The organism is Bacillus cereus group sp. BceL220, assembly GCF_051776965.1.
GTDB classification, from domain to species: Bacteria; Bacillota; Bacilli; order Bacillales; family Bacillaceae_G; genus Bacillus_A; species Bacillus_A cereus.
On record NZ_JBPWBC010000006.1, the window covers coordinates 298,451 to 322,996 of the forward strand.

The following is a 24,546-nucleotide window of genomic DNA, read 5'->3' on the forward strand; positions in this document are numbered from 1 at the left end:
TTTTCTTATATATAATTAGAATTTCCCTGTACATGCTCAATAAATAGTTTTAATGGAACAAGCCCACGTTTTGGCATATGACTACTTATAATAGCTACTATTTCTAACTGAGGAATGATAACGATGTATTGTCCGCCGTATCCCATAGCAAAATATATACAATACGGTATGTGAAATCTTCCGTTATGTAATACCCACCAGTGATATCCATATGCACCGACATGTTCATATGTTTCAAATAGAGCCCTACTTGACTCTTCTAACCATTTCGCTGATACAATTTCTTTTTCATTCCAATATCCATTTTGCAAACATAACTTTCCTAATTTTAATAAATCGGTAGATTTCATTTTCATACCGAAGCCGCCGACATATATACCTTGCGGATCTTGTTGCCACTCGTATTCGTTAATTTCTAATGGATCAAATAAATATTTCTTTGCAAACCGCTCTGTCGACATTCCAGTAGCTTCTTGAATAATATAGCTCAGTAAATGAGAAGAACCTGAATTATAATTCATTTTTGTAGCAGGTTCTTCAATTATTGGCTTTTCTAATATGTACTGTACCCAGTTCTCTGATTCTACAAAGTCATTTGGGAATACTACTCCATTTCCAAACTCTTTCCAATCCTCACCAGTAGTCATTGTTAATAAGTGATAAAGCGTCAAATCATGTTTTTCCCCAGGTACATTTTCAATCCACTCTGTAATCGGTGTATGTATATCATTTATATAGCTCTTATCAAGAGCAATACCAATTAATAAAGATACAATACTTTTTGTAATCGAATTTATTTTATATAAGTTATTTGCACATTCAGGTGTTTTATAGTACTCAGTTGTTAATTCCCCTTTTTGATAAACAAGAAATGTATTCACTTTTTTCTTTTCGAATTTATTTTCTAGTTGCTTGAAATCCAAAAACTTTACCTCCATTTAAATAGTTACTCCATTTATTATATCTTGTTCCTTCATTTTAAACATAATTGTGCTCAAATAAAAATAAACCTGTCAGTCATAATGAACTGACAGGTTTATTTTTATAATTTCGTACGAACATTCCACAGCTCTGGGAAGAATTGTTGATCAAGTACTCGTTTTAAATAAGAAACACCGGAGGATCCACCTGTTCCCATTTTATGTCCAATAATTCGTTCTACTGTTTTCATATGACGAAAACGCCATTGTTGTAGCCAGTCTTCAATATCAATCAATTTTTCAGCAAGCTGATATAAATTCCAATATTTTTTCACATCCGCATACACTTCCAACCATGCTGCTTCTACTGTTGCATCTTCTTCATAAGGCTGCGTAATATCACGGTTTAACACATCTTTATGAATAGGGAATCCTTCTTTTACTAATGCTTGAATCGCGACATCATATAGACTTGGTGCATGTAGCGCTTTATGAAGTCGTGCATGTAATTCTGGATCCTTTTCATAAATTTTTAATGCGTGTGGCGTTTTATAGCCAAGTGCATACTCAATCATACGATATTGATACGATTGAAAACCTGAAGCTTGACCGAGTGAATCACGAAACTCAATATATTCTGATGGTGTTAATGTCGCAAGAATATCCCAAGATTGAATAATTTGAGACTGAATTTTTGATACACGTGCTAACATTTTAAAAGCTGGTTGTAATTTATCTTGTTTAATAGATTCAATCGCCGCATTTAGCTCATGTAAAATGAGCTTCATCCAAAGCTCACTTGCTTGGTGAATAACGATAAATAACATTTCATCATGATGGTCCGATAATCTTTTTTGAGAAGATAGTAAACTATCTAATTGTAAATACTCCCCATACGTCATATTCTCTTTAAAATCCGTATGAATCCCTTTTTCCATAATTACTTTTTCATTTTCTTTCATATTAGCCAAACGCCCCTTTTATATGATTCTACTTATATTGGTCTAATAACGGCTCGAACTGGACTTCCATCTGCATCAGTTAATGCAAGTGGTAATGCAATAAGTTCATAATCACCGACTGCTACATGATCTAGTACGACATTTTCTAAAATATGAATTCCATGTTTAAATAATTGATGATGCGCTGCTAATTCTTTATCATCTAGCGGATCAACTGATGGTACATCTACTCCGATTAAACGAATACCTTTCTCTGAAAGAAACGACGCTATGTCTGCACGTAAATGAGGGATCACCTCTGGAAATTCTTCAGCTTTTCCATGTGAAGATGTACGTAATAATAATCGTTCTACACCTTCTAAATGAAAGCTTTCTAATTCCTTTTTCCCGATGCTTTCAAGATTAGAAACGTCAATAATCCGTGCTGGTCCAACATAAACTTGAACATCTAAATCCAATACTTTCTTTCCATCATTATCAAAATGAAATGGTGCATCAATATGAGTGCCTGTATGAATACTCATCGTTAACTTTCCGACATTTACTGAGCCACTTTCTTCTTTTGACCATGAAACTTCATACGAGAACGGTGTGTCTCCTGGCCACGTTGCAATATTATTATTTAGCGGTTGTGAAATATCAATCCACTCTGATGTTTTCATATTTATGCCACAACCTCTCGCTTATTTTCAAACTGCTTATACTCTTCATTTTTCATAATTTTCTTTAATATTTGTACAGATTTCCACACTTCTTCGTATGTGTTATATAAAGCGACCGGCGCAAGTCTCACCCCATTTGGCGCCCTAAAATCTGGAATTACTCCATTTGCTTTTAGTGCTTTACATATACGTGCTGCTTCTGCATGCTCTAAATAAATGTGCCCGCCTCGTTTTTCATCCTCTAATGGATTTCCAATTGTAAATTCGAAATCTTTTAATTCATGTCCAATTAAATTCAGCATGTATCTCGTAATATGTAAAGATTTCTCACGTAAACGTTCAATACCAGCATCTTTGAAAATTTCAAGTGAACCAATTAATGGTGCTGTACTTAAAACGTGCGGTGTACCAATTTGATAAGCACCTGCATGATCAGCAGCTGTTAATGTATGCTCCATATCAAACTGCTTATCTTTTCTAGAACTAAACCATCCAGACAACCCTGGTAGTCTATTAAAATGTTTATTATTCACATAAATTCCTGCAACGCCACCCGGTCCTGCATTTAAATATTTATAATTGCACCAAACAGCAAAATCGACATCCCAATCTTTGAAATGATGCGGAATAGATCCTATTGAATGGCATAAATCAAATCCGATATGAATGCCGCGTTTATGAGCTTCCGTTGTTAAACGTTTCATATCCAGAATTTGACCACTTCTATATAAAACAGAAGGTAATAAAATTAAAGCGATATCATCTTCCATCGCATAAATAATATCTTCTTCAGAAAGTGTTCTACCATCTCGGCTTTTCACTCTTACTAGATGCTCATTTGGGTCTAATCCTTTTAGACGAATTTGACTTTGAAGTGCATAAATATCTGACGGGAAAGTTAATTCATCCGCAAGTATTTTTGTACGTATTCCTTTTGGTTCATAAAACGTCGCAATAACTTGGTGTATATTCGTAGTCGTAGAACCGGTTACAATAGTTTCTTCGGGTAAAGCTCCAATAAGAGGGGCTGTAAGTTTACCTAATTTCTCTGAAAGGAAAAACCACGGGTGCTCACCTTCTGTCCAGCCGTCAATGCCATACTCTTTCCAAGAATCTAGCAACGTAAGTAATGATTTCTCTGCTCTTTTTGAAAGTAGCCCTAATGAGTTTCCATCTAAATATATAGTACCTTCTTTTTTATAGAATTCAGTTTGAAAATCTTTCAGTTCATCATGTTTATCACATTCAAGCGCATACTCATAAGTTGGTTGAAATGGTTCTTTATACATGGTGTCACCTTCTCTTAATTTTCTTTTTATTCTAACTAATTGAAATATATCACCATAATTGATACAACGTCAATGATATTGTGTCAGTTGACTTTATATATGAACTTCTTTTACAATACAGTTATATTTTCAGATATTTCAGTATAAAGAGGTGATTCTTTGAAAAACTCTACTCTTTCATCAAGAAAACACCGCTCCTTAGAAACGAAGAAGAAACTATTACACTCTGGTTACACTATTTTTATAAATAATGGATTTCAAAAAACGACAATTACACAAATTATTAAACATGCAGAAACTGGTTATGGAACAGCATATGTATACTTCAAAAACAAAGATGATCTCCTAATTAGTTTAATGGAAGATGTTATGAATCAATTTTATAATATTGCTGAGCTCTCTTTTTCTCCACAAACAAAAGAGGAAGCACGTATAATGATCCAAAATCAAGTTAGAGCATTCCTGCAATTAGCAGATGAAGAACGCGCTATTTTGCAAGTTGTAGAGGAAGCGATAGGATTATCAAGAGAAATACGGCAAAAATGGGATGAGATTCGGGAACGTTTTATAACAAGCATTAAACAGGATATTACTTACTCTCAAGAAAGTGGATTAGCACAACCTAATTTAAATAAAGAGATTGTAGCACGCGGTTGGTTCGCGATGAATGAATCGTTTCTTTGGACTATTACGCAAAATGACAAAAAGATTAACTTAGAGGAAATTGTGTATACGTTAACGGAGATGTATATGACCGGGTTATATAAATAGCACACCTTCAATAAGTAAGGTGTGTTATTTTACATCTATAAAAATATATTATCTGGGTATGGTAGTGCTAAAGTAGGCTTTTCAGAAAATGAGAAATATTGTAGTTTTAAAGATTCACCATCTATCGATTTCAGTTTTCCACTAGTAACTTCACACTCAAACACAACAACAATATATTCTACCTTATCGCCATTTGCATATGTATAACGAAACTCTTCCCCTCCAAATACCCCTTTTTGTTTTTTTACTTGTACTTTCAATCCTGTTTCTTCCCATACTTCCCGAATTACTGCTTCTTCTGGAGTTTCCCCAGGTTCAATTGCTCCAGCCGGCAAACTCCAATATTCTCCGCCAGGATATTGAAATAAGATTTCTCCCTGCTCGTTTTTAATAACTGCAGCTACACTTGGCATGAATATTAGTTCATGTCCTAATTGCTCCCGGATTTTTTTATAATATAGCGACATCGACATATAATTCTCTCCCACTCCATTAATGAATAACTGTATTTTCTGACATATATTCTATAATAATACCAATAACCATTTCTATATAGAAAGGATACGAAAATGACCCAAGTACAACTAGTAAATAGCTTTCTATCATTTTTAGGTACGACAAAACAGCCTACTAGCTTAAAGTTTTTAAATGAGCTTATTAAAGCTCATCAAGAAAAAGTAAAGTGGGAAACTCTTACTAAAATAATTGACTGGGAAAAAGGTAAGAAAACAGAGGATTATTTTCCTTCCATTGAGACATACATAAACCGTATTACAACAAAAGGTCTGGGCGGTACTTGTTGGACTCACTCGATTGGATTCCATTGGTTATTATCAAATCTTGGTTTTGATGTTCAATATATGTATATGGACCCCGGACATTTATGCTTACGGGTTAACTTAGAACAATCTTATTATGTTGATGTTGGTTACTGTGCACCTTTATTCCAAGCTTACCCACTTTATGAATCATTTCAAGTAAGTAATGTAAGAGAAACTTTCACTTATGAAGTCTCAAATAATAAGATTGAAATTACTAGAAATCCAGGTCCCACAAAAACCTTACACATAGAACCAATACACTTATCAAATATGAAAGAACTTATTTCAAGGTCTAACGATTGGCGTACATCTCCTGTATTAAAGAAAATTCAGATTTTCGGTTATATCGATGGCATTCCGACTTCTATAAATGATAATGTTTTAAAACAATATTTCCAAGGTAAGAAAAGAGAACAAATCATTACATCTTCTGAACTTAATTATTGGATAACAGAAAGATTTTGTGTTGATAAAGAAATATATGAAAGAGCTATTGAGATTTTCAATGAAAAATCTTCAAACAGTAAAAGCGTTACTCATGAGATTGAGTAACGCTTTTACCTTAATATATTTTTAATATTAATCTTCTTTATGATAAGCAGCTTCTACACATTCTGCTAGACGCTCCATTTGTTCCATAGTTATACCTCGTGATATCCAGCCTGTTAACTTATACATCATTTTATAATAAAAATTACTAGGTTCATATTCTGAAATTAATGTTAGTGCTGTACCTTCCTCATCTTCTTCTAACATATAAGTCATCGCTGAATAACCTTGCTTCATTTCACTACCTAGTGAAATAATATGGGGTGTATCGTATTCAAGAATTTCTACTTCTGCCTCAAATATTTTCTTACCTACTTTTTGAACAGAAATATATTTATCTCCTACACGTGGATTCTCTTTATCCATATTTGAAGGATAGCGATTTTCTATTATAAACGTATTCCATTCTTTTATTTTTTCATCTTCTATTATATAGTCACATACAATATCCATTGGTGCTTTTATTACTATTTCAATTGCAAAACTCATTATACTGCCCCTCTCAAATACCCTATCCATTTCTATTTAACTAAATCATTATGCCATATTTTATATAGTGAAATACAAGTGGAATTTTAACTTTTATTGCGAGAATGTTTTTCGTAATAAGAAAATCATGAATAAATAATTTAAATACTTATTCATGCAAAATGTTTTACTAACAATACAACAATTAAATATAACGCAACGAGTAGTCAAGCGATGCCCATACTTTTATTTTCTTTATTTTTAAAATTTTGCACTCCTAAACTAACTAACATAATCCCTATAAGCGTTTGTAAAATTAGCATACTCTGTTCCGAAACATCATTCCAACTATAAATGGAATACCCCATTACAATAATTGCAAGTACAATCGTTAAGATCCTATTCATATGAAAATCCTTCCTATAAAAAAAGAAGCCACTAAGTTTCCTTAGTGGTTTTATTAACAATTTATATTTAGTAAAATTACTTTTTATGAGTTTGATATAAGTCAATAGAATTTCCTGGCCAATATAACTATGTATGTTAGCACACTTTTTCTTTATTCAGTCTACTTACAATTCCAACTATAAATTTATATTCAATCCTCTTCTTCTTAATCTTTTTAAATCCTTCTTTCGTATCAAAAATTAAACACGTTTTCCGAAACCACATTCGTACATATAGTGACTCAAAATAAATAGGTTTTATAATTCCTCGTTCTTCAAATTCAGTTCCATCTTTATTTTCGGTTTCTGTTCGAACGAACCACCTATTTCCGAAGCCGATTTCAATATACTTCACATAAGTCCCCCTTCCGGGAATTATTTTCTAACAATTCTATTATTTCCCCGGTAAGCGCACATTCCGACAGAACATGAGCCCACAAAGAAAAAGTAGATTACAAAAATCTACTTTATAACTTATATTTTTGCATTCGTTTATAGAATGTACTACGGGGTACATCTAATAGTTTTGCAGCTAACGAAACATTTCCGTTTGTCTTTTGTAATGCTTCAATCATGCTATCACGCTGTATTTTTTTACGAAAATTCAATGTATGTTCTGTTTTATTTTCAACTTGTAACTCAAGTTGTTGTTGATTTCCGATCATTGTTTGTATCAAAAAAGCGACTTGTTTTTCGCATATTTCCCGTCCTTGCGACAAAATGTAAATGCGTTCTAATACATTTACTAGTTCTCGAATATTTCCGGGCCATGTATGTTGTAAAAATTGATTGCAAATACTCTTCGAAAATACAACATTCCAATTCTTCTGTTCGCAAAAGTGTTGTATAAAATATGGGATATCCTCTTTTCTTTCTATTAACGATGGAACATATAACGGATAAACGTGCAAACGATAATATAAATCTTGACGGAATTTCCCTTCTTCTACTAACCGTAGTAAATCTTTATGTGTGGCAGTAATAATACGAATATTTACTGGTACCTCTTTTGAACTTCCTATTGGAGTTATTGTACGTTCTTGTAAAACACGCAATAATGCTACTTGCATCTCTGGTGGTACTTCACCAATTTCATCTAAAAATAATGTTCCTCCATTCGCTTGTTCAAATTTCCCTTTATATCCTTGACGTCGCGCACCTGTAAATGCACCTTCAGCATAACCGAACAATTCACTTTCTATTAATTCTTTAGGCAAAGAACCGCAGTTAACAGCTATAAAGGGCCCGTCTTTTCTTGGACTATTTTCATGAATCGCTCTCGCGACATATTCCTTTCCCACTCCTGTCTCACCACATACATACACACTAGCATCAGTCGGTGAAACAAGCTTAATTTCTTCTAGTGTGTGTTGAAATGCTCTGCTTGTCCCAGTAACTCCTGGAAAAGTAATTCCTTTTATAAATGTGAGAGCAGAATATGTATTCATTTGTTCGTTTTCCTTTAAATACATACATTTCCCAATCATTCTTTCATTACTATATACTGGTATCTCTAATTTAGTTTCTAATCCATGGTGCATTAACTCTTCAAGTTTCATTCTTGACCAATTATTTATTCGTTCACGAACGCTCTTACTCGCAGAAACGATAACATCACGATGATTACAAATAACTACTTGTTCATCACTATCAATGACATCTAAAAAACGATGAATTAAGTGTAATTCATTTTGATGAACTCTTATGCTACATTCACGTTCTATCGCATGTGCAATTGAAGTTACCATACCGAGCATATATGGATGCGAAAATTCAATTGGACAGGAGAAATCTAGAACACCAATTAATTTCCCGTCATCATTATGAATGGGAGCAGCCGCACAACTCCAGCTATGAGATACCACGGAGTAATGTTCAGTACCACTTATCATAATAGCTTCTTCAATTTCTAGCGCTGTTCCTATTGCGTTTGTCCCCACAGCTGCTTCCGTCCATTTTACACCTTCAATAAAATTAATATGTTTCGCTCGCTTTAACGTTTGTTTATTTCCACTTAACGATAGAACATAACCATCTGGATCGATTAATAATGCCATCATTTGTAGTTCATCAATGGTTTTTCTCATATTTTGTATTTGAGGGATTGCGATATCTAGGAAGATTTCACTCTTTTTCTTTTGATCTTGAAAAAAATTAGAAGACAAAATTTTCTGACCTTTATTCATGTGAGGATTCACATTTGCTTGTTTACATCGATGCCATGACTCTGAAATTCTTTCGTTTATACGGTTCGAATCAAGGACTCCTTCATTAATAAACTTTTTCCATGTATGTAAGTAAAACGGTGAAGCTAACATTGTATCATCTCCCTATTCATTGTTTTGGAGATCTGTAAAAACATACTTTTATTATAAAACTGAATAAAAGCGTTTTCAATAAAACTAGAAAGACGACACAAATATGTTAATAATTTGAATATCTTAATGCACTTCTTTATTCTTTTTTAGTAGCACTATATTTTGTATAATGGAAGCAAAGAAAATACATAACCAAAACCACTTTTGTGGATTACCGTTTATAAAGAAAACAATCACGGCTATTGCAAATAAAATAGTGGATGCTAAACTAAAATATAATTTTGTTTTCATTCCTATTATCCCTCACCCCTCTATTACTTTACAGTACATACTAACTCTTCATTTTTCATCTCTACTATGTACTCCTGTAAAACATATTCTTTCCCGCCATGGTTTTCATACCATTCATGTATTCTTCTAATATGCCTCTCGTCACTTCTAATTTTCGATTCTATTTCTTTATACTGTTCATAACTATCATATTCCCATATGGCAAATACTTCAGACGTACCATTCTTATTATCTTTCATCCAGCGTCCTATTAGCTTAGAACCATGCTTTAATTGATTAGGTAAGTTCGTGTTATTGAAATGATCATTAAATACTTCTATGAATTCATTTTTCACTACATAGTACTTCCTTCTGTAAAACATACTTCTTCACCTCTTTTATGAAAAGTATCAGTAAACCTTCCCATCACTACCGTATTATAATACTTTCCGTCCGATAGTCTTTTGTCATTTTTCAAAACGCCTTCTACTTCAAAACCTAATTTTTTATAAAGATGAATAGCTTTCTCGTTTGTCTCTAATACTTGTAAAGATATTTTATTTACTGCATTTTCGTCAGCCCATTTAATAGATTGTTGTAATAGGCTCTTACCCATTTTATATCCCCAAAACTCTTTTAAAATGCAAACGCCAAACTCCACTTTATGAGATAATCTCTTAAAATTTGATCCTTCACACCTTGAAAATCCAACGATTCGATTGTGCACTTCTGCAACTAAAAAGAGATTCTTCGTCTCTTCACTATCTGTTTTTATTATTTTTTGAAATCCTAGATTATCTATAAATCCCTCTCCAGCATCTCTATCCATATTTTCAGTTTCTCCATCAATCTGAACTCTAATTTTCGATAACTGGTCAGCATCTTTCTCAGCTGCAGAACGAATTGTATAAGTTAATCCATTTATATGAAACTCTTGCTCTTTTACAATCATGTCAAACTCCTTTCAAATGAATATAATGGCGCTATTACAACTTGTTTACCTTGTTTCTCAAAGTCCTGAACAGTTTCTTTACTAGCCTCTTCGTCAGTTATAATAATGTCAATTTTTTTTAGAGACTCTCCTCTTATAAAACAATCTATTCCAAGTTTATTATGCGGAACTAAACAAATATTTCTTCTAGCAATTTCACTTACTCTTTTACTAAAATAAGCAACTTCAGGTGTTGCGGTACTAATACCTTGTAATGAAATGCCTCCACCTGTAGAGAAATACAGATCAATAGAAAATCTACTTATCAATTCAGAGGCAAGTGTATCAGTAATATTCCCTGAAGGTTTTACTTTTCCGCCAATTAAATACGTATCAATATTCTTATATTCTCGTAGATAACCAGCTATTTCTATAGAATTCGTAATAACCGTAAATGATACTTCCGGTAAATATTTCAGCATCGCATTATGAACGGAAGCCCCACCAATAAAAATTGAATCACCTTCTTGTATATAAGATACCGCAACTCTTGCAATTGTGTCCTCATATATTGAGCTATCACTATAACGTTTAGTTGGTTCCGCAGCTAAGTTTCTCACTCGCGTAAGTTCAATTGCACCTCCGTGCGTTCTTTTTAATAAACCATCCTTTTCCATAATAGACAAATCTCTTCTTATAGAATCAATAGACATATCAAATCTTTCCGCAAGATCCTTTGCTATTACTCTTCCATCTGTATTAAGTAGTTCTAAAATTTTCTCTCGACGTTCTTCAGTAAACATGTTATCACCACCGTTATTGAAGGTTCAGAAACTTAAACTTTATTTTAATTATATGCATGCCTCTTCCGTTTTACAATATTTTCAATTCTTATTTATTCCGTTTTATACAGTCTTCTCCCTCTTTCTATCCTGTTAACTTGACAACCAAATAAATGTATATCTGTATATTACGCAAAAATACTTCCATTTACCTTCCTATTTATGTAAAATTATTCCTATGTTTTACTTTTTAATACAGAAAGGGATTACTATGAAATCATTAATCAAAACGACATGTACAGCATTATTATTTACTGGAATATTAACAGGATGTAATAGCAATACTACATCAAAACAAGAAAAGAGCGCTCTCGAAAAGAATGCAATGCACTATGGAGAAATAGTTAAAAACGAATACTATAGAGCAACAGTTGAGAATGCAAAGTTTGAAAAAATAGACAAAGAGCGGCGCCTTACTACTCGTGTTATGATTAATAATGTTCGAGACGATGGACAAACTATTGATCTTTCGGAAATAGAATATTTCATACAAGATGAAAAAACTGGTGAGAAATATGAAGGTGAAGCTCATCCGATAGATGACGAGCACTATAAAAATGTTCCACACGAATTCTCTTTAACTACTGACGTTGTATTTGAACTGAAAACTTCACCAAAAGATTTAAATAATATGTATTTATACATAGATAGCAAAGCTGCGCCGTTAACAAATACATATTGGAAGCTTGATAATTTAGTATCTAAATAGAAAGACCAGTCTTATACGACTGGTCTTTTTACATTCATACATTTAACACTTTCATTAACACTTATATTAATTTTCTAATAACAACTTGAATAACATCAGCTAAACCAGTGTGTCCTTTCCCTTCAACTCGCTCTTGTTCTCCATTAAAGAAATGAATTACCTTATGTTCTTCACACCAAGTAAGGATATCAATTGGATCATACAGCATATCAACATCTTTTGGTCCACCAGTACAATAGTTTATTTGTTTTTTTGAGTAAACTTCAAACATAATTAATCCACCAGGTTTTATCGTTTGTATCATTTTATCTAATATCATTTTTTTATAATCATCATGAAAATGTCCAAATACCATAATTGCCGCATCATATTCATTTTCTGGCAAACTATCAGCTAATAAATCTACTTTTTTTGTATGCACGTTTACGTTATGCTTCTCTGCCAATTTTTTTGTCTTTTCTAATCCATCTTCCGAATAATCAATAGCTGTTACTTCGTTCCCTTGTCTTGCTAGAAATACAGCATTTCTACCTTCTCCCTCCGCAAATGCTATTACTTTATTGTGATTTGCTAAACGAAATGCTTGTTCTTTAATAAATGTATTAGGTTCTTCCCCGTAAAAATATTCATCTGATTTATATCGATCATTCCAAAAATTATTCATCATCTTCTCTCCTTCTTCATATCATTTTCTAACTACAATTAAAGATATTAAAGAGCCTCTTTATCCTTAATTAATTTAAAAATAAAAGCAGATTAAAAATCCACTTTTATTTTTTTCGCAAGATCTACGATTTTTTGATTTCTTAACTCTTCTTCCATTTTCTCTTCTGCTGCGAGCATTGCCTCATTAATTAAACATCCAGGTTTGTCATGTAAACAACAGTCAAACAATGATGTTTTGCCTTCAATTGCATGTATAATATCTAAAAATGAAATATCTTCCCAATTCTTACTAAGCGAGTAACCGCCCTTTGGACCAGATGATGAGTGTATCATCCCTTCCTTCGTCAACTTAGTTAGTATTTTAGACAAGTACGTTGGTGAAACATTTTGCATTTCTGCTAATTGGTGAACACTAACTAACTTATTTGGTGTGGCCTTTGCCAGAAAAAGCATTGTATGAAGAGCATAATTTGTAGCTTTAGAATATTTCATAGTACAGCTCCTATTGTAGACTTCATGTATCTACAATAACTTTATTTTTTTATTATGTCAAACGTTTGTAATACTCCATACAACATTATTTCTTCACAAGTAATACATCTGCTGCGCAAATCGTCACTTCTCTAAACGGAGAGTCAAATAAAACGCCTAGTTCAAAACCATCTTCAGTAAGAGCTATTTCATGATATAACCACCAAGCATTTTCAAAGTTTTCCGGCATAGAACACTGTGTTACTCCTATAAAGGTTACTTCAAGTTTATCAAATTCACTAAAAGTACCACTGCAATCTAATACGATAGACAAAGTATCTTCTGATTCTCTCTTTATTACTTTAATTACACTATCGTGTAGTGATGTCTTGTGTAACTGAGCGACATTTGACGGAAGTTTTTTCTCAATGGAATTAAAATATTCTACGTATGATTGATCTAATTGTGCCATTCTTTTCTCATAATCTGTTGTCCACTCTTGCATAAGTTTTTTCAGTTCACCTGATGGGTATTCTGAATTAATTGTTATGTTTTGTATAATTGAGTATATCGATTCAGGAAGGAATTTTAATAAATCTATTTTCCTTTCCTCTATTTCTTCCTTTAAACTTTGTATATCCATTTCCGACCATTCTTTTATAGACTCTATAAAACTTATAAATTCTAAAACTTGCATTTTTTTATACCATTCTCTTGTAAAATATTTCAATGACACCTCTCCTAAAATATCTTTACATCCAGTAAAAGCAATACATCCACTTATTATATCATTCCAATAACCATTTTTTCTAAAGAAATAATGTAAAAATGTAAATATTCCGCCTATTATTTCTAAAACTTCAGAATATTTACAAAAGTATAAAATTAGAATACATTTTAGCTGTACAAGATTCACCTGTACAAAAATTCAAACAAAAAGGGATGGTTATATGTTGAAGAAATTAGTAGCAGGGACATTAGTAGCGGGTTTTGCATTAACTGGAGGACTAGGTGCAGTAAGTGCTGAGGAAAAAAGTAACACAATTAAGTCATTTGATTATTTAAAAGTGGATGAACAAAATGTTAATTCATTTGCAAAATTAAGTGATCAGGATAAGAAAGATATCCAAATTACTATGGTATTACCAGAGCAAAATGAAAATGGAGATTGGCTAGCTTATGGTTTTACTAGCCGCGAAACATTGGATGCGTATATTGCAAAGGATAAAAAAGCAATTAAAAATAATATTAATCCTTTAGGTAGCGGTGCTGGTAGTACTGATTTTTACGAACATAAAGATAAAGGTGGTCAATATATTTACTGGAGCAGCGGCTTTAAAAACTTACCATCTAGCTGGAATGACAGAATTTCTTCTGTAAGTACAGCCTCACCTTCTGCAAGTTATTCAACGACACTTTGGGAGCACACTTCAACACAAGGATATGGAAAAGGTGTTATATTTAAACACGCTGATTGGTATGGTAAAACTGCTAATTTAGCTCCTGATTGGAACGATATTACTTCAGCGATTGAAATTAAAAAATAATAAGATATTCTATTAATAAAAAATCAAACCACTATTCTCTTATTTGTTTAGAGAATAGTGGTTTATTATATTTCCATTTAAGCATGTACAGCATGTCCTACCGCTTGCATTAACGCTTCATGAATTGCTTCTGATAAAGTAGGGTGTGCTGCAATATAATCTCTCATTATATCAGCGGTAACTTCTGTATGAATCATTACGGTTCCTTGACCAATAAGTTCAGTTGCATGAGGACCGATAATAGAAATCCCTACAATTTCTTGGTATTTAGGTTCTACAATGACTTTTACTTTACCTACTTGTTCTCCTAAAATAAGAGCTTTTCCGTTCGCTGTAAAAGGAAATTCTCCGATGAGAATATCACCATATTGTTCTCTTGCACCTTTTTCACTTAACCCGACACTAGCTATTTCTGGAGCTGTGTATATACAACGGGGCACAGCGTGATAATTTACTTTCACGTCTTCTCCGCTTGCGTGTAATGCTGCTGTCGTTCCTTCATGGAAGGCAACGTGAGCAAGCTGAATTCCACCAATCACATCACCAGCTGCGTAAATATGCGATACGTTCGTTTGCATATGTTCATTCACAGCAATCCCTTTATTTGAAAACTGAACCCCTGCCTTTTCTAATCCTAATTGTTGCACTCGTGGTTTTCTTCCTACAGAAACAAGAACAAATTCTGGAGTTACTTCGTGAGTAATTCCCTCGTATTCAAATGAAGCTTGCTTCTTATAGTTATTTAAACCTTTTAAAACTGCTCCCGTAAAAATTTTCACCCCATCTTTTTCTAATTTCTCTCTTAAAGTATTCGCGATATCTTCATCTTCACCAGGTATTAATTGCGGTGCCATTTCAACTATCGATACTTTTGTGCCAAGTCTACTATAAATGCTTGCAAACTCGCATCCTATTACACCACCGCCAACGATTAACAATGACGATGGTACACTCTCAAGAGACATGGCATGGCTACTATTTAAAATCCATTTTCCATCGAACGGAGCGAATGGTAATTCTGTAGGTTCGGAACCAGATGCGATAATAAAGCTCTCTCCATCAACTACTTCTTCTTTATTTCCTTGTACAACTCGCACACGATGATCCGTTTCGAATTTCGCTTTTCCTTTTACAACTTTAATTTTATTTTTCTTCATTAAATATTGTATTCCTTGGACGAGTTGCATTACGATTTGTGATTTTCTCGCCTGTATTTGATCCCAATCAATTGATATACTTCCTGTATTAAGCGTAACTCCATAATCATTCGCTTTTCTCACAATGTCATGTATTTCAGCACTTTCTAACAGTGATTTCGTAGGCATACAACCAACATTTAAACACGTTCCGCCAAGGTCAGCTTCATCAATAAGAGTGACATCTTTGCCATTTTGAGCCGCGGTAATTGCTGCTACATAGCCAGCAGGTCCGCCCCCAATAACAACTAATTTACTCATTCTCTCACCTTCTCTTTATAAAAGAATTGTTATAGGTTCTTCTAAATAATGTTTAATTGTGCGTAAAAATGCAGCTGCTGGTGCACCGTCTAGTACACGATGATCGAATGTTAAACTTAAAGGTAACATACTACCTTTTTTTAATTTTTTCCCTTTATATACAGGAACATGTTCAATTGCGCCAATACCTAAAATGCCAGTCTCAGGTGTATTTAATACAGGTGTGAAATATTCAATACCAAAGCTACCTAAATTACTAATTGTAAATGTCGTTCCGTGCATATCATCACTACTTAAGCTACCTGTTCGTGCCTTTTGTGCCACATTCTTAATCTCTTTAGACAACTCTACTAAAGATAAATTATTTGCAAAGCGAATAGCTGGAACGACTAACCCTTTTTCTAATGCGACTGCCATGCCTAAATGCACATGTTCAAATTGATGAATTGCATCATCTATATAAGCGCTGTTCATTTCTTTATGTTCTCCAAGTGCTAATACAACAGCATGCGAGACGAAATCCGTAATAGTTAATTTATTATCATATCTTTTTTGTACAACTTCCGCTATTTCTTTATGTAAAGCAACTAAATCTGTTACATCTACTTTCATCGTTAACGTTAATTGTGCGCTATTTTGTAAGCTTGCGTGCATACGATTTGCGATTGCTTTACGCATACCAGTAACAGGAATCGCTTTACTTTCTTCTCGTTCAGATATTTCCGGAACGTTTACTCTTACCTCAAGTGCTTTTAATACATCTGCCTTTGTAATCCTTCCGCCAGGACCTGTACCAACTAATGCCTTGATATCCAGATTTTCAGACTTTGCAATTTTCTTCGCTACAGGTGAAATTTTAATTCTTTGCTTCGATACTTCTTTCCCATTTGCTTCTTGATTTTGTACATTTTGTACTTCTATATTAGATGTTTTTTCTTCTACAACATGTGTGCTTTCCTGCATTTCTACCTTTTCATTCGGTTTACCGATGTAGCAAATTACAGTACCAGGCGGCACTCCTTCATCTTCACTTACAGCTATATCAAGTACCGTACCATCAGCTGGCGCTTCAATTTCCGTTTCAATTTTTTCTGAATTAATACTAGCAATTAGTTCTCCTTTTGCTACATTATCGCCTGCTTTAATATTCCAGCTCGTAATAATACCTTCTTTCATCGCCATACCTAACTTCGGCATTACAACTTCTACAGCCATGTCTCTCTCTCCCTTCTCATCGTTTTATTACACATGTAATAAAGATTGGTCTCCGATCATTTCTGATACAGTTTCAATTACTTTTTCTGGTGTTGGCAAATACAACTTTTCAAGTGGTGGTGAGAACGGAACAGGTGTATGTGGTGCTGTAATTCGTTTAATAGGTGCATCTAACAAATCAAAACCTTTATCCGCTACAATTGCCGCAATATCTGTTGCGATACTACATCTAGGATTCGCTTCGTCAATGACGATAAGACGATTTGTTTTTTCAACAGATGATAAAATAGTATCTTCATCAAGTGGTGATAAAGATCGTGGATCAATTACTTCTACTTCAAGCCCCTTTTTCGATAATTGCTTTGCAGCTGCAAGCGCTGTATGAACTTGCTTTCCGATTGCGACAATTGTTACATCAGAACCTTCCCGTTTAATATCTGCTTTTCCTAATGGAATTGTATAGTATCCTTCTGGCACTTCACCTTTCATATTGTAAAGTGTTTTATCCTCAAAGAAGATTACTGGATCATCATCTTCAATTGCCGCTAATAATAAGCCTTTTGCATCATACGGTGTGGAAGGAACAACAACTTTAATACCTGGTATGCTCGTAAATAATGCGTACAAACTTTGTGAATGTTGAGCTGCTGCACTAAAACCAGCGCCATGCATCGTACGTACTGTAACGGGTACTTTTGCTTTACCTCCAAACATATAACGGAATTTCGCACCTTGGTTTAATACTTGATCAAGACAACTACCGATAAAATCATTAAACATTAACTCAGCTATCGGACGTAATCCAGTTGCAGCAGCTGCCATCGCAGCTCCCATATAACCCGCTTCAGAAATTGGTGTATCCAATATACGATTTCGGCCAAACTCTTGTACAAGTCCTTTCGTAACACCAAGAACACCACCCCAAGCTTCATCATCTTGCAGATGATCAACTTGTGCACCGCCTGCAACATCTTCACCTATTAAAATTACATTTTCATCACGACGCATTGAGATTTTCATCGCTTCATTAATTGCAGTTGACATACTTACTGTTCTAGTCATAATTTTTCACCCTCCTCTTATTTGTAAGAAACGTATACATCTTTTAATAATTCTTCATCGTCTGGGTATGGACTATTTTCACTAAATTCAATGGATCTTTGTACTGCATCATCTACTGCTTTTTCCATATCAACAAGTTCAGATTCCGTTAATAAACCTTCATGAATTAAATGCTTACGGAAATTCACAATTGCATCTTTTTCATTTAAATGTTCTTCTTTTTCTTCTGATGTTTTATATGTTTGTGCTTCACCTTCGAAATGACCATAATTACGATATGTCATACATTCAATAATTGTTGGACCATCACCATTACGTGCACGTTCCACTGCTTCTGCAGCAGCTTTATATACAGCTAGAAGATCTTTTCCATCTACTTGAACACCTGGAATATTATAAGCTTTTGCGCGATCAGCGATAGAATCACAACTTGAAGCATATTCAAATGTAGTTGCTTCACCGTAACCGTTATTTTCTGCAATAAAAATAACTGGTAACTTCCAAATCGCCGCTAAATTAACCCCTTCATGGAATGTTCCTTCATTATTTGCTCCGTCACCGAAGAAGCAAACACTTACATCTTTTGTTCCTTTATATTTAGCTGTTAATGCTGAACCGCAAGCAAGTGGGAAACCCCCGCCTACAATGCCATTCGCACCAAGCATTCCTTTATCTAAATCGGCAATATGCATGGAACCGCCTTTACCTTTACATAATCCTGTCGCTTTCCCGAAAAGTTCAGCCATCATACCATTTAAATCACAACCTTTTGCGATACAATGTCCATGACCTCTATGTGTACTTGTAATACTGTCACTATCCGTTAAGTGGGCACATACACCAACTGCTACCGCTTCTTCACCTGCGTATAAATGAACGAAACCTGGCAAAACGCCTTGCGCGAACAATTCATGCACCTTATCTTCAAACTTACGAATTTCTAACATTTTTTCGTACATCCAACGAGCTTGTTCTTTCGTAATTTCATTCCCTTTACTTTCAGTTGTTTTTAACATGTCCAGCCCTCCTATTTTCTTGTTCGTCTTTTATATTGCAAGTATTGTGCCAATTTCGAATCCTTGTTTTAATAGGTTTTCTCTATCTTTTAACAATAAAAAAGTGGACAAAATGAGACGTTTGTCTCGTTTTGTCCACTTTTGTTCCCTTAATAAGAGAATTGTTACTTTATTCATTATCAAAGCTCTTCTGTAATTTTCGGATGTAAATAATTTGACCAATATGATATGCATTATGAGTTGTTACATTCGCTAGCACTTCCCACCACTTTGCAGAAACAGGAAATCCCACTACATCACTTTCAACCTTTTCTTCATTTATGAGATTTTGCCATTGTAACAGTTTTTCTAGTAGTTTTTCCCGTAATTCATCGAAAGTTTGATTATCTGAGAGCATAAAACTTTTGTTATTATCTCCTATAGCGGGTACTGCATTCACATTTGATTCTTTATACCTAGTTTGCCACGTAGAGTTCCAATACAGTAAATGTTGTACGATTTCAGCTATACTATTACTCTCTTCATTCGGTTTCCAGAAAGCTTCCCTCTCAGATAAATCCTTAACTGCATCTGAAAATGGCATATACCAACTGGGATCATTTGCATTCGCTAATAGCTGATCTGCTAATACAGCTTTTACATGGACCATGTTTCTTCCCTCATTTCATTATCATATTAATATACACTACTCTATATACGCTGATTCCCTATGATCCCCTTTTTTTACATACAAATTGATTTCATACTAAATGTAAGAATAATAGATTTTCTTATCATAACTCGTTATGATAAAAGAAAAAGAAAGCTGGCGGAAAATGAATAAAAAAATCGCAATAATTACAGGAGCCTCAAGTGGATTTGGACTATTAACTACACTCGAACTCGCAAAAAAAGATTATTTAGTTATCGCTACAATGCGAAACCTAGAAAAACAAGGAACCTTACTATCCCAAGTTACTCAACTTAACTTACAGCACAATATAAAAGTTCAACAATTAGATGTAACAGATCAAAATTCTATACATAATTTCCAATTGTTTTTAAAAGAAATTAATAGAATAGATCTCCTTATAAATAACGCAGGATATGCAAATGGGGGCTTTGTAGAAGAAATTCCAGTAGAGGAATACCGTAAACAATTTGAAACGAACATATTTGGAGCTATATCAATTACCCAGCTTGTCTTACCGTATATGAGAAAACAAAGAAGTGGAAAAATCATTAATATAAGCAGCATTAGCGGCCAAGTTGGATTCCCTGGTTTATCTCCTTATGTATCTTCAAAATATGCATTAGAAGGCTGGAGTGAATCGCTTCGCTTAGAATTAAAACCTTTCGGAATAGATGTCGCTTTAATTGAACCTGGTTCTTACAACACAAATATATGGGAGGTTGGTAAACAACTAGCTGAAAACCAATCTGATACAACATCTCCTTACAAAGAATATATGGATAAAATACAAAAACATATTAATAGCGGTAGTGATACATTTGGTAATCCGATAGATGTTGCTAATAAAATCGTTGAAATTGCTGAAAAAAAGCGTACTACTTTACGATATCCTATTGGAAAAGGTGTAAAATTTATGATCTTTACGAAGAAGATTCTTCCTTGGAGATTGTGGGAATACCTTGTTTTGAGAAGCTTTAAGAAGATGTAATAAACTATTTTGAAAGAGGTGCTAATTAAATGTTAGGTTTACCGTATGGGAAAGTGTTTTTAGTGCCGTGGACTGAAGAATGGGAAATTGAGTTTATGAAAGAGAAACAAATCATTGAGGAACAAATTGGCGAACATATTTTAGCGATACACCATATTGATAGTACTTCTATTCCATATTTAAGTGCAAAGCCAATTATTGATATAGCAATTGAATTAGAAAATTATACGGACGGTATACATTGTATTAAAAAGTTAGAACTACTAAACTATAAATATAGAAAAGAAGTATTACCCGAAAGATACTATTTTAATAAAGGTGAACCAAGAACTCATCAAATTCATATGTATGAACAAGGGAATACATATTTAATAGAACAATTACAATTTCGTGATTACTTAATAGACAATAAAACTGCACGCATGCAGTATGAACAGTTAAAGATTCAACTTTCACAAGCTAATCCTACTGATAAACATAAGTATGCAGAGGATAAAACTAATTTCATTACATCTATATTAACTAAAATAAATGCTTAAATAAACAAGAAACCATTTAGTAGTAAATGGTTTCTTGTTTATTAGTTATTTCATTATTTGTACTATCAAATTTTTATTATACAGCAGGTGGAAAGAAGTAAAATAGTATCGAAGTCATAAAAATAAACGTGAATACCCCAATTACCGAAAATATATATTCTTTCGATTCTTTATCATACTTCCATTCCATCAATGCTCTTAAGATTAACGTCCCACCTAAATAAGTAAAAATGACATAAGCGATATTAACACTCTCAAATTTAAAGATAAATATAAAGCTAGTTATTAAATAAATAAAAAGTAGTCCTATTTCCAATTTTTTATGTAAACTATTTACATGTTTCTTATATCCCCAAAAACCACCCGTGGGCATATTCAATTTTTTTCTTGAAAACTTATCGAGAAAATAGACAGCTATACAAAAAACAATAGTTATAATCCAAAAAGTAGAAGCTCCTATTTTAACCCCTCCTATTATTTCATTTAATTACTTGAAATAAATTGGACTATATTACGGTTATCCCCTTCTAAATAACTTATGATGCCTTCAGGATATGTCGGCTTCTCCTGTAATTCCTCTAGACTTTTCCAAATTAATATAATATCCTCATGCTCTTTATGCCTTATTTCATTTGTAATGATTTTTTCAACAGTCCCCCAATGTATCAATGTACAATGATGACCATTTTCGTTGCCCCACTCAAAAATATGTTCATTTACAATTGCTAACTCTTGAACATCAACTTTCAAATCGTATTCTTCTATTAACTCTCGAATTATTGCTTCTTTTGACGTTTCACCAAATTCAATAGAGCCACCTGGAAAACGATAAAATGATTCATTCTCATCACATTGTACTAGTACTTTTGAATGTTCGTCGTTTACAATCATTACTTCAGCCCGTAAACGTGGTCTTATCATTTTCTCACCCTTTATTTGTATGACCATTCATCACCAATACGTATTATAGAATACATTCAAAATAAAACCTGTAATTATTAGTAACGGAACAATTCCAAACGAAATAATATATTCTTTTGCTTTCCTATCATATTTCCACTGCATATATCCTTGAAAAATGTACAACGTCATAAAAAAGAAAATTGGTATATAAGTCATGTATATTGGATTCAAAATTGAACCTATCATCATAAGTACTACATAAGAAATAATGATAATCCATTGCCCCCATTTATGTGATTGGCTGACATATTTACTATTCCATCCAGTTTGTCTCGGTATATTTAACTTCTTCCTCACAATTTTTTCTAAAAAGAATAAAATTATAATCCATAACAATAAGACAATTAGTTTCAAAAGAAACAGAAAGGCCTCCTCCTTTACCTTTTCTCCGGCTGATCACTCGGATACGTAGCACTCTCTTTATTTTCAACGTCCCAACTAATTATAGTCGCACTATCGCGTCCGAATTGATGATGAACGTGCTCTAATACATGATGAACACTTTCTTCAAGTTTTTTATTATTTCTATTCATATTATTATACAGATTTACTGGCGTTTCATATCGGCGTTCCCCGCATTCTAATACTCCATCTGTCACCATTACAATTCGGTTCTTTCCAGTACGTAATTCACGAATACCTGATGAATAACAAGGAACAGGTAAATCAAATGTGTTTACATTTCCAATCCATTCGTAAAAATGACGTTGATTTAATGCATATTGTCCTAACTTATGTAACTCTTCATGAAATACATACACTAAACAATCACCAATAGAAAGCCACCATATATAATTTTCTTTTCTTACACATAGTAAGCAAGCTGTTTCACCTTGTATTCTTTTGCACTTTTCCTTAAATGAAGATGACTGAAAAATTGTAAGTATATGATTTTCAACATACTGAAATACTTTATCAATTGGTTCATTCAAAATTACGCTTATATTTTCATATTCTTTTTCGATTGTATTTACTACTAAATCAACACTTTCTGCACTATTATGTCCATCTAATATAGCTGCAAATTCCCATTCACCATTTGACCAAACTAATGCACCATCTTCATTCTTTTTCGCTCCAGCACTTATATTCCCGCCATATTTACCAAGTACAATATCACCATATTGCTTAACTGAAATTTCTCCTAAACACATTTCTATATTTCCAACCCATGAATATTGTGTATTATTTGTTGTATGCATACTCATTTACCATATACTTACGTATTCTTTCGCATAGTTTTTTTATTTTCTCTTCATCACCATATGGTGCACCAGTCCATTTCGCTACTTCGGTTGGTGACCAAAATTCTTTTGGTGTATTTGGATAACGTGGAATAATGTGCATATGCATATGTGGTACACCATTTCCTGAAACAAAAGTGTAAATATGCTCTGCACCTTCGCTTTCTTTTAGCGCTTTACTTACTCTACTTGTTATAAGTCCGAACGCTTTCGCTTCTTCATCTGTTAGTTCAGCAAGGCCAGGTACATGTCTTTTTATATCTATCATTACATAACCTAGGTATGTTTCTTCACTATCCCAGTAGACATGTCCAACGTAAACGAGTTCATCTTCGTAAATAGCTCCACCTGGAACTATAATAATTCCTTTATGTTTTTCGCAAATGAAACAGTTTTGTTCTATTTGATTGTTTGTTGACATTATCCATCACCTTCCTTTTCATATATAATAGCACAAAAAAAGGAAAAACAGGTTTCGTATTCCGAATTTTCATTCTTTTGATACAACAATTTTTGAAATGAATTTACATCTCATTATTTCTTCAAAAACGCAATCCCAATTATAATCCCAATCACAATTCCGATTACTAAATTATTTGTAAAGTGCCCTTGAAATACACCGATTACAACCCCTATACCGACACCTATTGCCAAAGCATCATTTCTTTTTTTATTTTTAGCCAAAATTGCATCTCCTCCCATCATTTCTCCCTAAACAACATGCATTCACTTAAATGTATTAATATA

33 protein-coding genes are annotated in these 24,546 nt (G+C 33.4%); 6 read left to right on the plus strand and 27 right to left on the minus strand.

Translation table 11 applies throughout. The annotated features are described in order from the left end of the window. Nucleotides 1-5: 5 nt before the first annotated feature. The 4 genes from ACS2FK_RS18275 to kynU form a co-directional block, all read right to left on the minus strand. Nucleotides 6-923 (minus strand): serine hydrolase domain-containing protein, encoded by a 918-nt coding sequence (locus tag ACS2FK_RS18275; RefSeq protein ID WP_029442518.1) that lies wholly within the window; start codon nucleotides 921-923, stop codon nucleotides 6-8. 119 nt (nucleotides 924-1,042) lie between these two features. Further along, the gene (gene kynA, locus ACS2FK_RS18280) at nucleotides 1,043-1,882 is read right to left on the minus strand and encodes a tryptophan 2,3-dioxygenase (RefSeq protein WP_000661957.1); all 840 of its coding nucleotides are present in this window, start codon (nucleotides 1,880-1,882) and stop codon (nucleotides 1,043-1,045) included. 32 nt (nucleotides 1,883-1,914) lie between these two features. Beyond that, nucleotides 1,915-2,544 (minus strand): arylformamidase, encoded by a 630-nt coding sequence (gene kynB / locus ACS2FK_RS18285; protein ID WP_063547486.1) that lies wholly within the window; start codon nucleotides 2,542-2,544, stop codon nucleotides 1,915-1,917. Between the two features lie 2 nt (nucleotides 2,545-2,546). Beyond that, nucleotides 2,547-3,833: a kynureninase gene (gene kynU / locus ACS2FK_RS18290; protein ID WP_063547488.1), complete on the minus strand. Its 1,287-nt coding sequence runs from the start codon at nucleotides 3,831-3,833 to the stop codon at nucleotides 2,547-2,549. A gap of 159 nt (nucleotides 3,834-3,992) precedes the next feature. Between kynU and ACS2FK_RS18295 the strand changes: the two genes are divergently transcribed. Then, complete coding sequence (locus tag ACS2FK_RS18295; RefSeq protein WP_063547490.1) at nucleotides 3,993-4,604, plus strand: TetR/AcrR family transcriptional regulator; 612 nt, start codon at nucleotides 3,993-3,995, stop codon at nucleotides 4,602-4,604. Between the two features lie 35 nt (nucleotides 4,605-4,639). Here ACS2FK_RS18295 and ACS2FK_RS18300 read toward each other — a convergent pair whose 3' ends face one another. Then, entirely contained in the window at nucleotides 4,640-5,077 is a 438-nt protein-coding gene (locus tag ACS2FK_RS18300; RefSeq protein WP_000062925.1) for an NUDIX hydrolase, read from the minus strand. Between the two features lie 96 nt (nucleotides 5,078-5,173). On the opposite strand from ACS2FK_RS18300, the gene ACS2FK_RS18305 reads away from it, so the two are divergent. Further along, nucleotides 5,174-5,977: an arylamine N-acetyltransferase gene (locus ACS2FK_RS18305; RefSeq protein ID WP_063547492.1), complete on the plus strand. Its 804-nt coding sequence runs from the start codon at nucleotides 5,174-5,176 to the stop codon at nucleotides 5,975-5,977. A 27-nt stretch (nucleotides 5,978-6,004) separates the two neighbouring features. On the opposite strand, the gene ACS2FK_RS18310 is transcribed toward ACS2FK_RS18305, so the two are convergent. The 7 genes from ACS2FK_RS18310 to ACS2FK_RS18340 all read right to left on the minus strand — a co-directional run bounded on the left by ACS2FK_RS18310 (nucleotide 6,005) and on the right by ACS2FK_RS18340 (nucleotide 11,210). Then, complete coding sequence (locus ACS2FK_RS18310; RefSeq protein ID WP_063547494.1) at nucleotides 6,005-6,463, minus strand: SRPBCC domain-containing protein; 459 nt, start codon at nucleotides 6,461-6,463, stop codon at nucleotides 6,005-6,007. 206 nt (nucleotides 6,464-6,669) lie between these two features. Continuing rightward, nucleotides 6,670-6,849 carry a DUF3953 domain-containing protein gene (locus ACS2FK_RS18315; RefSeq protein WP_001079915.1) on the minus strand — a complete coding sequence of 60 codons (180 nt, stop codon included), beginning with the start codon at nucleotides 6,847-6,849 and terminating at the stop codon, nucleotides 6,670-6,672. 136 nt (nucleotides 6,850-6,985) lie between these two features. Beyond that, nucleotides 6,986-7,243, minus strand: a complete 258-nt coding sequence (locus ACS2FK_RS18320) for a DUF3977 family protein (RefSeq protein ID WP_000873828.1) — start codon at nucleotides 7,241-7,243, stop codon at nucleotides 6,986-6,988. A 112-nt stretch (nucleotides 7,244-7,355) separates the two neighbouring features. After that, nucleotides 7,356-9,206, minus strand: a complete 1,851-nt coding sequence (locus ACS2FK_RS18325) for a sigma-54-dependent Fis family transcriptional regulator (protein WP_063547496.1) — start codon at nucleotides 9,204-9,206, stop codon at nucleotides 7,356-7,358. A 314-nt stretch (nucleotides 9,207-9,520) separates the two neighbouring features. Continuing rightward, nucleotides 9,521-9,859 carry an NIPSNAP family protein gene (locus tag ACS2FK_RS18330; protein WP_000499988.1) on the minus strand — a complete coding sequence of 113 codons (339 nt, stop codon included), beginning with the start codon at nucleotides 9,857-9,859 and terminating at the stop codon, nucleotides 9,521-9,523. After that, nucleotides 9,832-10,428 carry a GNAT family N-acetyltransferase gene (locus ACS2FK_RS18335; RefSeq protein ID WP_000635672.1) on the minus strand — a complete coding sequence of 199 codons (597 nt, stop codon included), beginning with the start codon at nucleotides 10,426-10,428 and terminating at the stop codon, nucleotides 9,832-9,834. Before ACS2FK_RS18335 ends, ACS2FK_RS18330 begins: the two co-directional genes overlap by 28 nt. Then, nucleotides 10,425-11,210 carry a DeoR/GlpR family DNA-binding transcription regulator gene (locus ACS2FK_RS18340; RefSeq protein ID WP_000493642.1) on the minus strand — a complete coding sequence of 262 codons (786 nt, stop codon included), beginning with the start codon at nucleotides 11,208-11,210 and terminating at the stop codon, nucleotides 10,425-10,427. Before ACS2FK_RS18340 ends, ACS2FK_RS18335 begins: the two co-directional genes overlap by 4 nt. A gap of 250 nt (nucleotides 11,211-11,460) precedes the next feature. On the opposite strand from ACS2FK_RS18340, the gene ACS2FK_RS18345 reads away from it, so the two are divergent. Further along, nucleotides 11,461-11,958, plus strand: coding sequence for a hypothetical protein (locus tag ACS2FK_RS18345; protein ID WP_063547498.1), 498 nt, complete (start codon nucleotides 11,461-11,463; stop codon nucleotides 11,956-11,958). 61 nt (nucleotides 11,959-12,019) lie between these two features. On the opposite strand, the gene ACS2FK_RS18350 is transcribed toward ACS2FK_RS18345, so the two are convergent. The 3 genes from ACS2FK_RS18350 to ACS2FK_RS18360 all read right to left on the minus strand — a co-directional run bounded on the left by ACS2FK_RS18350 (nucleotide 12,020) and on the right by ACS2FK_RS18360 (nucleotide 13,825). Then, nucleotides 12,020-12,625, minus strand: a complete 606-nt coding sequence (locus ACS2FK_RS18350) for a class I SAM-dependent methyltransferase (RefSeq protein WP_063547500.1) — start codon at nucleotides 12,623-12,625, stop codon at nucleotides 12,020-12,022. An 89-nt stretch (nucleotides 12,626-12,714) separates the two neighbouring features. After that, on the minus strand, nucleotides 12,715-13,116 hold the full coding sequence (locus ACS2FK_RS18355) for an Rrf2 family transcriptional regulator (RefSeq protein ID WP_000877649.1): 402 nt from the start codon (nucleotides 13,114-13,116) through the stop codon (nucleotides 12,715-12,717). A gap of 85 nt (nucleotides 13,117-13,201) precedes the next feature. Then, the gene (locus tag ACS2FK_RS18360; protein ID WP_063547502.1) at nucleotides 13,202-13,825 is read right to left on the minus strand and encodes a DUF4085 domain-containing protein; all 624 of its coding nucleotides are present in this window, start codon (nucleotides 13,823-13,825) and stop codon (nucleotides 13,202-13,204) included. Between the two features lie 220 nt (nucleotides 13,826-14,045). On the opposite strand from ACS2FK_RS18360, the gene ACS2FK_RS18365 reads away from it, so the two are divergent. After that, a complete protein-coding gene (locus tag ACS2FK_RS18365; RefSeq protein WP_000914433.1) occupies nucleotides 14,046-14,642 on the plus strand; it encodes a hypothetical protein in 597 nt (198 codons plus the stop codon). Between the two features lie 77 nt (nucleotides 14,643-14,719). Here the strand turns inward: ACS2FK_RS18365 and lpdA are convergent, their stop codons facing one another. Genes lpdA through ACS2FK_RS18395 form a run of 6 tightly spaced genes read right to left on the minus strand, consistent with a single transcriptional unit; the run spans nucleotide 14,720 to nucleotide 20,041 of the window. Then, on the minus strand, nucleotides 14,720-16,099 hold the full coding sequence (lpdA, locus tag ACS2FK_RS18370) for a dihydrolipoyl dehydrogenase (protein WP_063547504.1): 1,380 nt from the start codon (nucleotides 16,097-16,099) through the stop codon (nucleotides 14,720-14,722). A gap of 15 nt (nucleotides 16,100-16,114) precedes the next feature. Beyond that, the gene (locus ACS2FK_RS18375; protein ID WP_063547506.1) at nucleotides 16,115-17,314 is read right to left on the minus strand and encodes a dihydrolipoamide acetyltransferase family protein; all 1,200 of its coding nucleotides are present in this window, start codon (nucleotides 17,312-17,314) and stop codon (nucleotides 16,115-16,117) included. A gap of 27 nt (nucleotides 17,315-17,341) precedes the next feature. Then, nucleotides 17,342-18,376 (minus strand): acetoin:2,6-dichlorophenolindophenol oxidoreductase subunit beta, encoded by a 1,035-nt coding sequence (gene acoB / locus ACS2FK_RS18380; RefSeq protein ID WP_000198898.1) that lies wholly within the window; start codon nucleotides 18,374-18,376, stop codon nucleotides 17,342-17,344. Between the two features lie 17 nt (nucleotides 18,377-18,393). Then, entirely contained in the window at nucleotides 18,394-19,392 is a 999-nt protein-coding gene (acoA, locus tag ACS2FK_RS18385) for an acetoin:2,6-dichlorophenolindophenol oxidoreductase subunit alpha (RefSeq protein ID WP_000921275.1), read from the minus strand. 30 nt (nucleotides 19,393-19,422) lie between these two features. Continuing rightward, nucleotides 19,423-19,569 (minus strand): hypothetical protein, encoded by a 147-nt coding sequence (locus ACS2FK_RS18390; RefSeq protein ID WP_162900592.1) that lies wholly within the window; start codon nucleotides 19,567-19,569, stop codon nucleotides 19,423-19,425. Next, nucleotides 19,562-20,041, minus strand: a complete 480-nt coding sequence (locus tag ACS2FK_RS18395; RefSeq protein WP_000233778.1) for a DinB family protein — start codon at nucleotides 20,039-20,041, stop codon at nucleotides 19,562-19,564. The genes ACS2FK_RS18390 and ACS2FK_RS18395 overlap by 8 nt, the downstream gene beginning before the upstream one ends. Nucleotides 20,042-20,207: 166 nt before the next feature. On the opposite strand from ACS2FK_RS18395, the gene ACS2FK_RS18400 reads away from it, so the two are divergent. Then, nucleotides 20,208-21,053, plus strand: coding sequence for an oxidoreductase (locus ACS2FK_RS18400; RefSeq protein ID WP_063547508.1), 846 nt, complete (start codon nucleotides 20,208-20,210; stop codon nucleotides 21,051-21,053). Nucleotides 21,054-21,082: 29 nt separating this feature from the next. Then, nucleotides 21,083-21,592: a GrpB family protein gene (locus ACS2FK_RS18405; RefSeq protein ID WP_063547510.1), complete on the plus strand. Its 510-nt coding sequence runs from the start codon at nucleotides 21,083-21,085 to the stop codon at nucleotides 21,590-21,592. Nucleotides 21,593-21,668: 76 nt separating this feature from the next. On the opposite strand, the gene ACS2FK_RS18410 is transcribed toward ACS2FK_RS18405, so the two are convergent. From ACS2FK_RS18410 to ACS2FK_RS18435, 6 genes are all read right to left on the minus strand, one after another. After that, nucleotides 21,669-22,052 carry a DUF4181 domain-containing protein gene (locus tag ACS2FK_RS18410; RefSeq protein ID WP_063547511.1) on the minus strand — a complete coding sequence of 128 codons (384 nt, stop codon included), beginning with the start codon at nucleotides 22,050-22,052 and terminating at the stop codon, nucleotides 21,669-21,671. 23 nt (nucleotides 22,053-22,075) lie between these two features. Further along, nucleotides 22,076-22,513, minus strand: a complete 438-nt coding sequence (locus tag ACS2FK_RS18415; protein ID WP_000620919.1) for an NUDIX domain-containing protein — start codon at nucleotides 22,511-22,513, stop codon at nucleotides 22,076-22,078. 30 nt (nucleotides 22,514-22,543) lie between these two features. Then, on the minus strand, nucleotides 22,544-22,909 hold the full coding sequence (locus ACS2FK_RS18420) for a DUF4181 domain-containing protein (RefSeq protein WP_000767735.1): 366 nt from the start codon (nucleotides 22,907-22,909) through the stop codon (nucleotides 22,544-22,546). Between the two features lie 23 nt (nucleotides 22,910-22,932). Continuing rightward, nucleotides 22,933-23,757 carry a PP2C family serine/threonine-protein phosphatase gene (locus tag ACS2FK_RS18425; RefSeq protein ID WP_140157183.1) on the minus strand — a complete coding sequence of 275 codons (825 nt, stop codon included), beginning with the start codon at nucleotides 23,755-23,757 and terminating at the stop codon, nucleotides 22,933-22,935. Then, nucleotides 23,741-24,220: an HIT family protein gene (locus tag ACS2FK_RS18430; RefSeq protein WP_023522158.1), complete on the minus strand. Its 480-nt coding sequence runs from the start codon at nucleotides 24,218-24,220 to the stop codon at nucleotides 23,741-23,743. Before ACS2FK_RS18430 ends, ACS2FK_RS18425 begins: the two co-directional genes overlap by 17 nt. 113 nt (nucleotides 24,221-24,333) lie before the next feature. Next, nucleotides 24,334-24,501: a hypothetical protein gene (locus ACS2FK_RS18435; protein ID WP_000508401.1), complete on the minus strand. Its 168-nt coding sequence runs from the start codon at nucleotides 24,499-24,501 to the stop codon at nucleotides 24,334-24,336. Nucleotides 24,502-24,546: the final 45 nt, after the last annotated feature.

Excerpts from the sequence above, each read along its gene's own strand:
- kynA (WP_000661957.1), bottom strand. The coding sequence starts at position 1,882 with ATGAAAGAAAATGAAAAAGTAATTATGGAAAAAGGGATTCATACGGAT.
- kynB (WP_063547486.1), bottom strand. The coding sequence starts at position 2,544 with ATGAAAACATCAGAGTGGATTGATATTTCACAACCGCTAAATAATAAT.
- kynU (WP_063547488.1), bottom strand. The coding sequence starts at position 3,833 with ATGTATAAAGAACCATTTCAACCAACTTATGAGTATGCGCTTGAATGT.
- ACS2FK_RS18300 (WP_000062925.1), bottom strand. The coding sequence starts at position 5,077 with ATGTCGATGTCGCTATATTATAAAAAAATCCGGGAGCAATTAGGACAT.
- ACS2FK_RS18305 (WP_063547492.1), top strand. The coding sequence starts at position 5,174 with ATGACCCAAGTACAACTAGTAAATAGCTTTCTATCATTTTTAGGTACG.
- ACS2FK_RS18310 (WP_063547494.1), bottom strand. The coding sequence starts at position 6,463 with ATGAGTTTTGCAATTGAAATAGTAATAAAAGCACCAATGGATATTGTA.
- ACS2FK_RS18315 (WP_001079915.1), bottom strand. The coding sequence starts at position 6,849 with ATGAATAGGATCTTAACGATTGTACTTGCAATTATTGTAATGGGGTAT.
- ACS2FK_RS18325 (WP_063547496.1), bottom strand. The coding sequence starts at position 9,206 with ATGTTAGCTTCACCGTTTTACTTACATACATGGAAAAAGTTTATTAAT.
- ACS2FK_RS18330 (WP_000499988.1), bottom strand. The coding sequence starts at position 9,859 with ATGTTTTACAGAAGGAAGTACTATGTAGTGAAAAATGAATTCATAGAA.
- ACS2FK_RS18335 (WP_000635672.1), bottom strand. The coding sequence starts at position 10,428 with ATGATTGTAAAAGAGCAAGAGTTTCATATAAATGGATTAACTTATACA.
- ACS2FK_RS18340 (WP_000493642.1), bottom strand. The coding sequence starts at position 11,210 with ATGTTTACTGAAGAACGTCGAGAGAAAATTTTAGAACTACTTAATACA.
- ACS2FK_RS18345 (WP_063547498.1), top strand. The coding sequence starts at position 11,461 with ATGAAATCATTAATCAAAACGACATGTACAGCATTATTATTTACTGGA.
- ACS2FK_RS18350 (WP_063547500.1), bottom strand. The coding sequence starts at position 12,625 with ATGATGAATAATTTTTGGAATGATCGATATAAATCAGATGAATATTTT.
- ACS2FK_RS18355 (WP_000877649.1), bottom strand. The coding sequence starts at position 13,116 with ATGAAATATTCTAAAGCTACAAATTATGCTCTTCATACAATGCTTTTT.
- ACS2FK_RS18365 (WP_000914433.1), top strand. The coding sequence starts at position 14,046 with ATGTTGAAGAAATTAGTAGCAGGGACATTAGTAGCGGGTTTTGCATTA.
- lpdA (WP_063547504.1), bottom strand. The coding sequence starts at position 16,099 with ATGAGTAAATTAGTTGTTATTGGGGGCGGACCTGCTGGCTATGTAGCA.
- ACS2FK_RS18375 (WP_063547506.1), bottom strand. The coding sequence starts at position 17,314 with ATGGCTGTAGAAGTTGTAATGCCGAAGTTAGGTATGGCGATGAAAGAA.
- acoB (WP_000198898.1), bottom strand. The coding sequence starts at position 18,376 with ATGACTAGAACAGTAAGTATGTCAACTGCAATTAATGAAGCGATGAAA.
- acoA (WP_000921275.1), bottom strand. The coding sequence starts at position 19,392 with ATGTTAAAAACAACTGAAAGTAAAGGGAATGAAATTACGAAAGAACAA.
- ACS2FK_RS18390 (WP_162900592.1), bottom strand. The coding sequence starts at position 19,569 with ATGAATAAAGTAACAATTCTCTTATTAAGGGAACAAAAGTGGACAAAA.
- ACS2FK_RS18395 (WP_000233778.1), bottom strand. The coding sequence starts at position 20,041 with ATGGTCCATGTAAAAGCTGTATTAGCAGATCAGCTATTAGCGAATGCA.
- ACS2FK_RS18400 (WP_063547508.1), top strand. The coding sequence starts at position 20,208 with ATGAATAAAAAAATCGCAATAATTACAGGAGCCTCAAGTGGATTTGGA.
- ACS2FK_RS18405 (WP_063547510.1), top strand. The coding sequence starts at position 21,083 with ATGTTAGGTTTACCGTATGGGAAAGTGTTTTTAGTGCCGTGGACTGAA.
- ACS2FK_RS18415 (WP_000620919.1), bottom strand. The coding sequence starts at position 22,513 with ATGATAAGACCACGTTTACGGGCTGAAGTAATGATTGTAAACGACGAA.
- ACS2FK_RS18425 (WP_140157183.1), bottom strand. The coding sequence starts at position 23,757 with ATGCATACAACAAATAATACACAATATTCATGGGTTGGAAATATAGAA.
- ACS2FK_RS18430 (WP_023522158.1), bottom strand. The coding sequence starts at position 24,220 with ATGTCAACAAACAATCAAATAGAACAAAACTGTTTCATTTGCGAAAAA.
- ACS2FK_RS18435 (WP_000508401.1), bottom strand. The coding sequence starts at position 24,501 with ATGGGAGGAGATGCAATTTTGGCTAAAAATAAAAAAAGAAATGATGCT.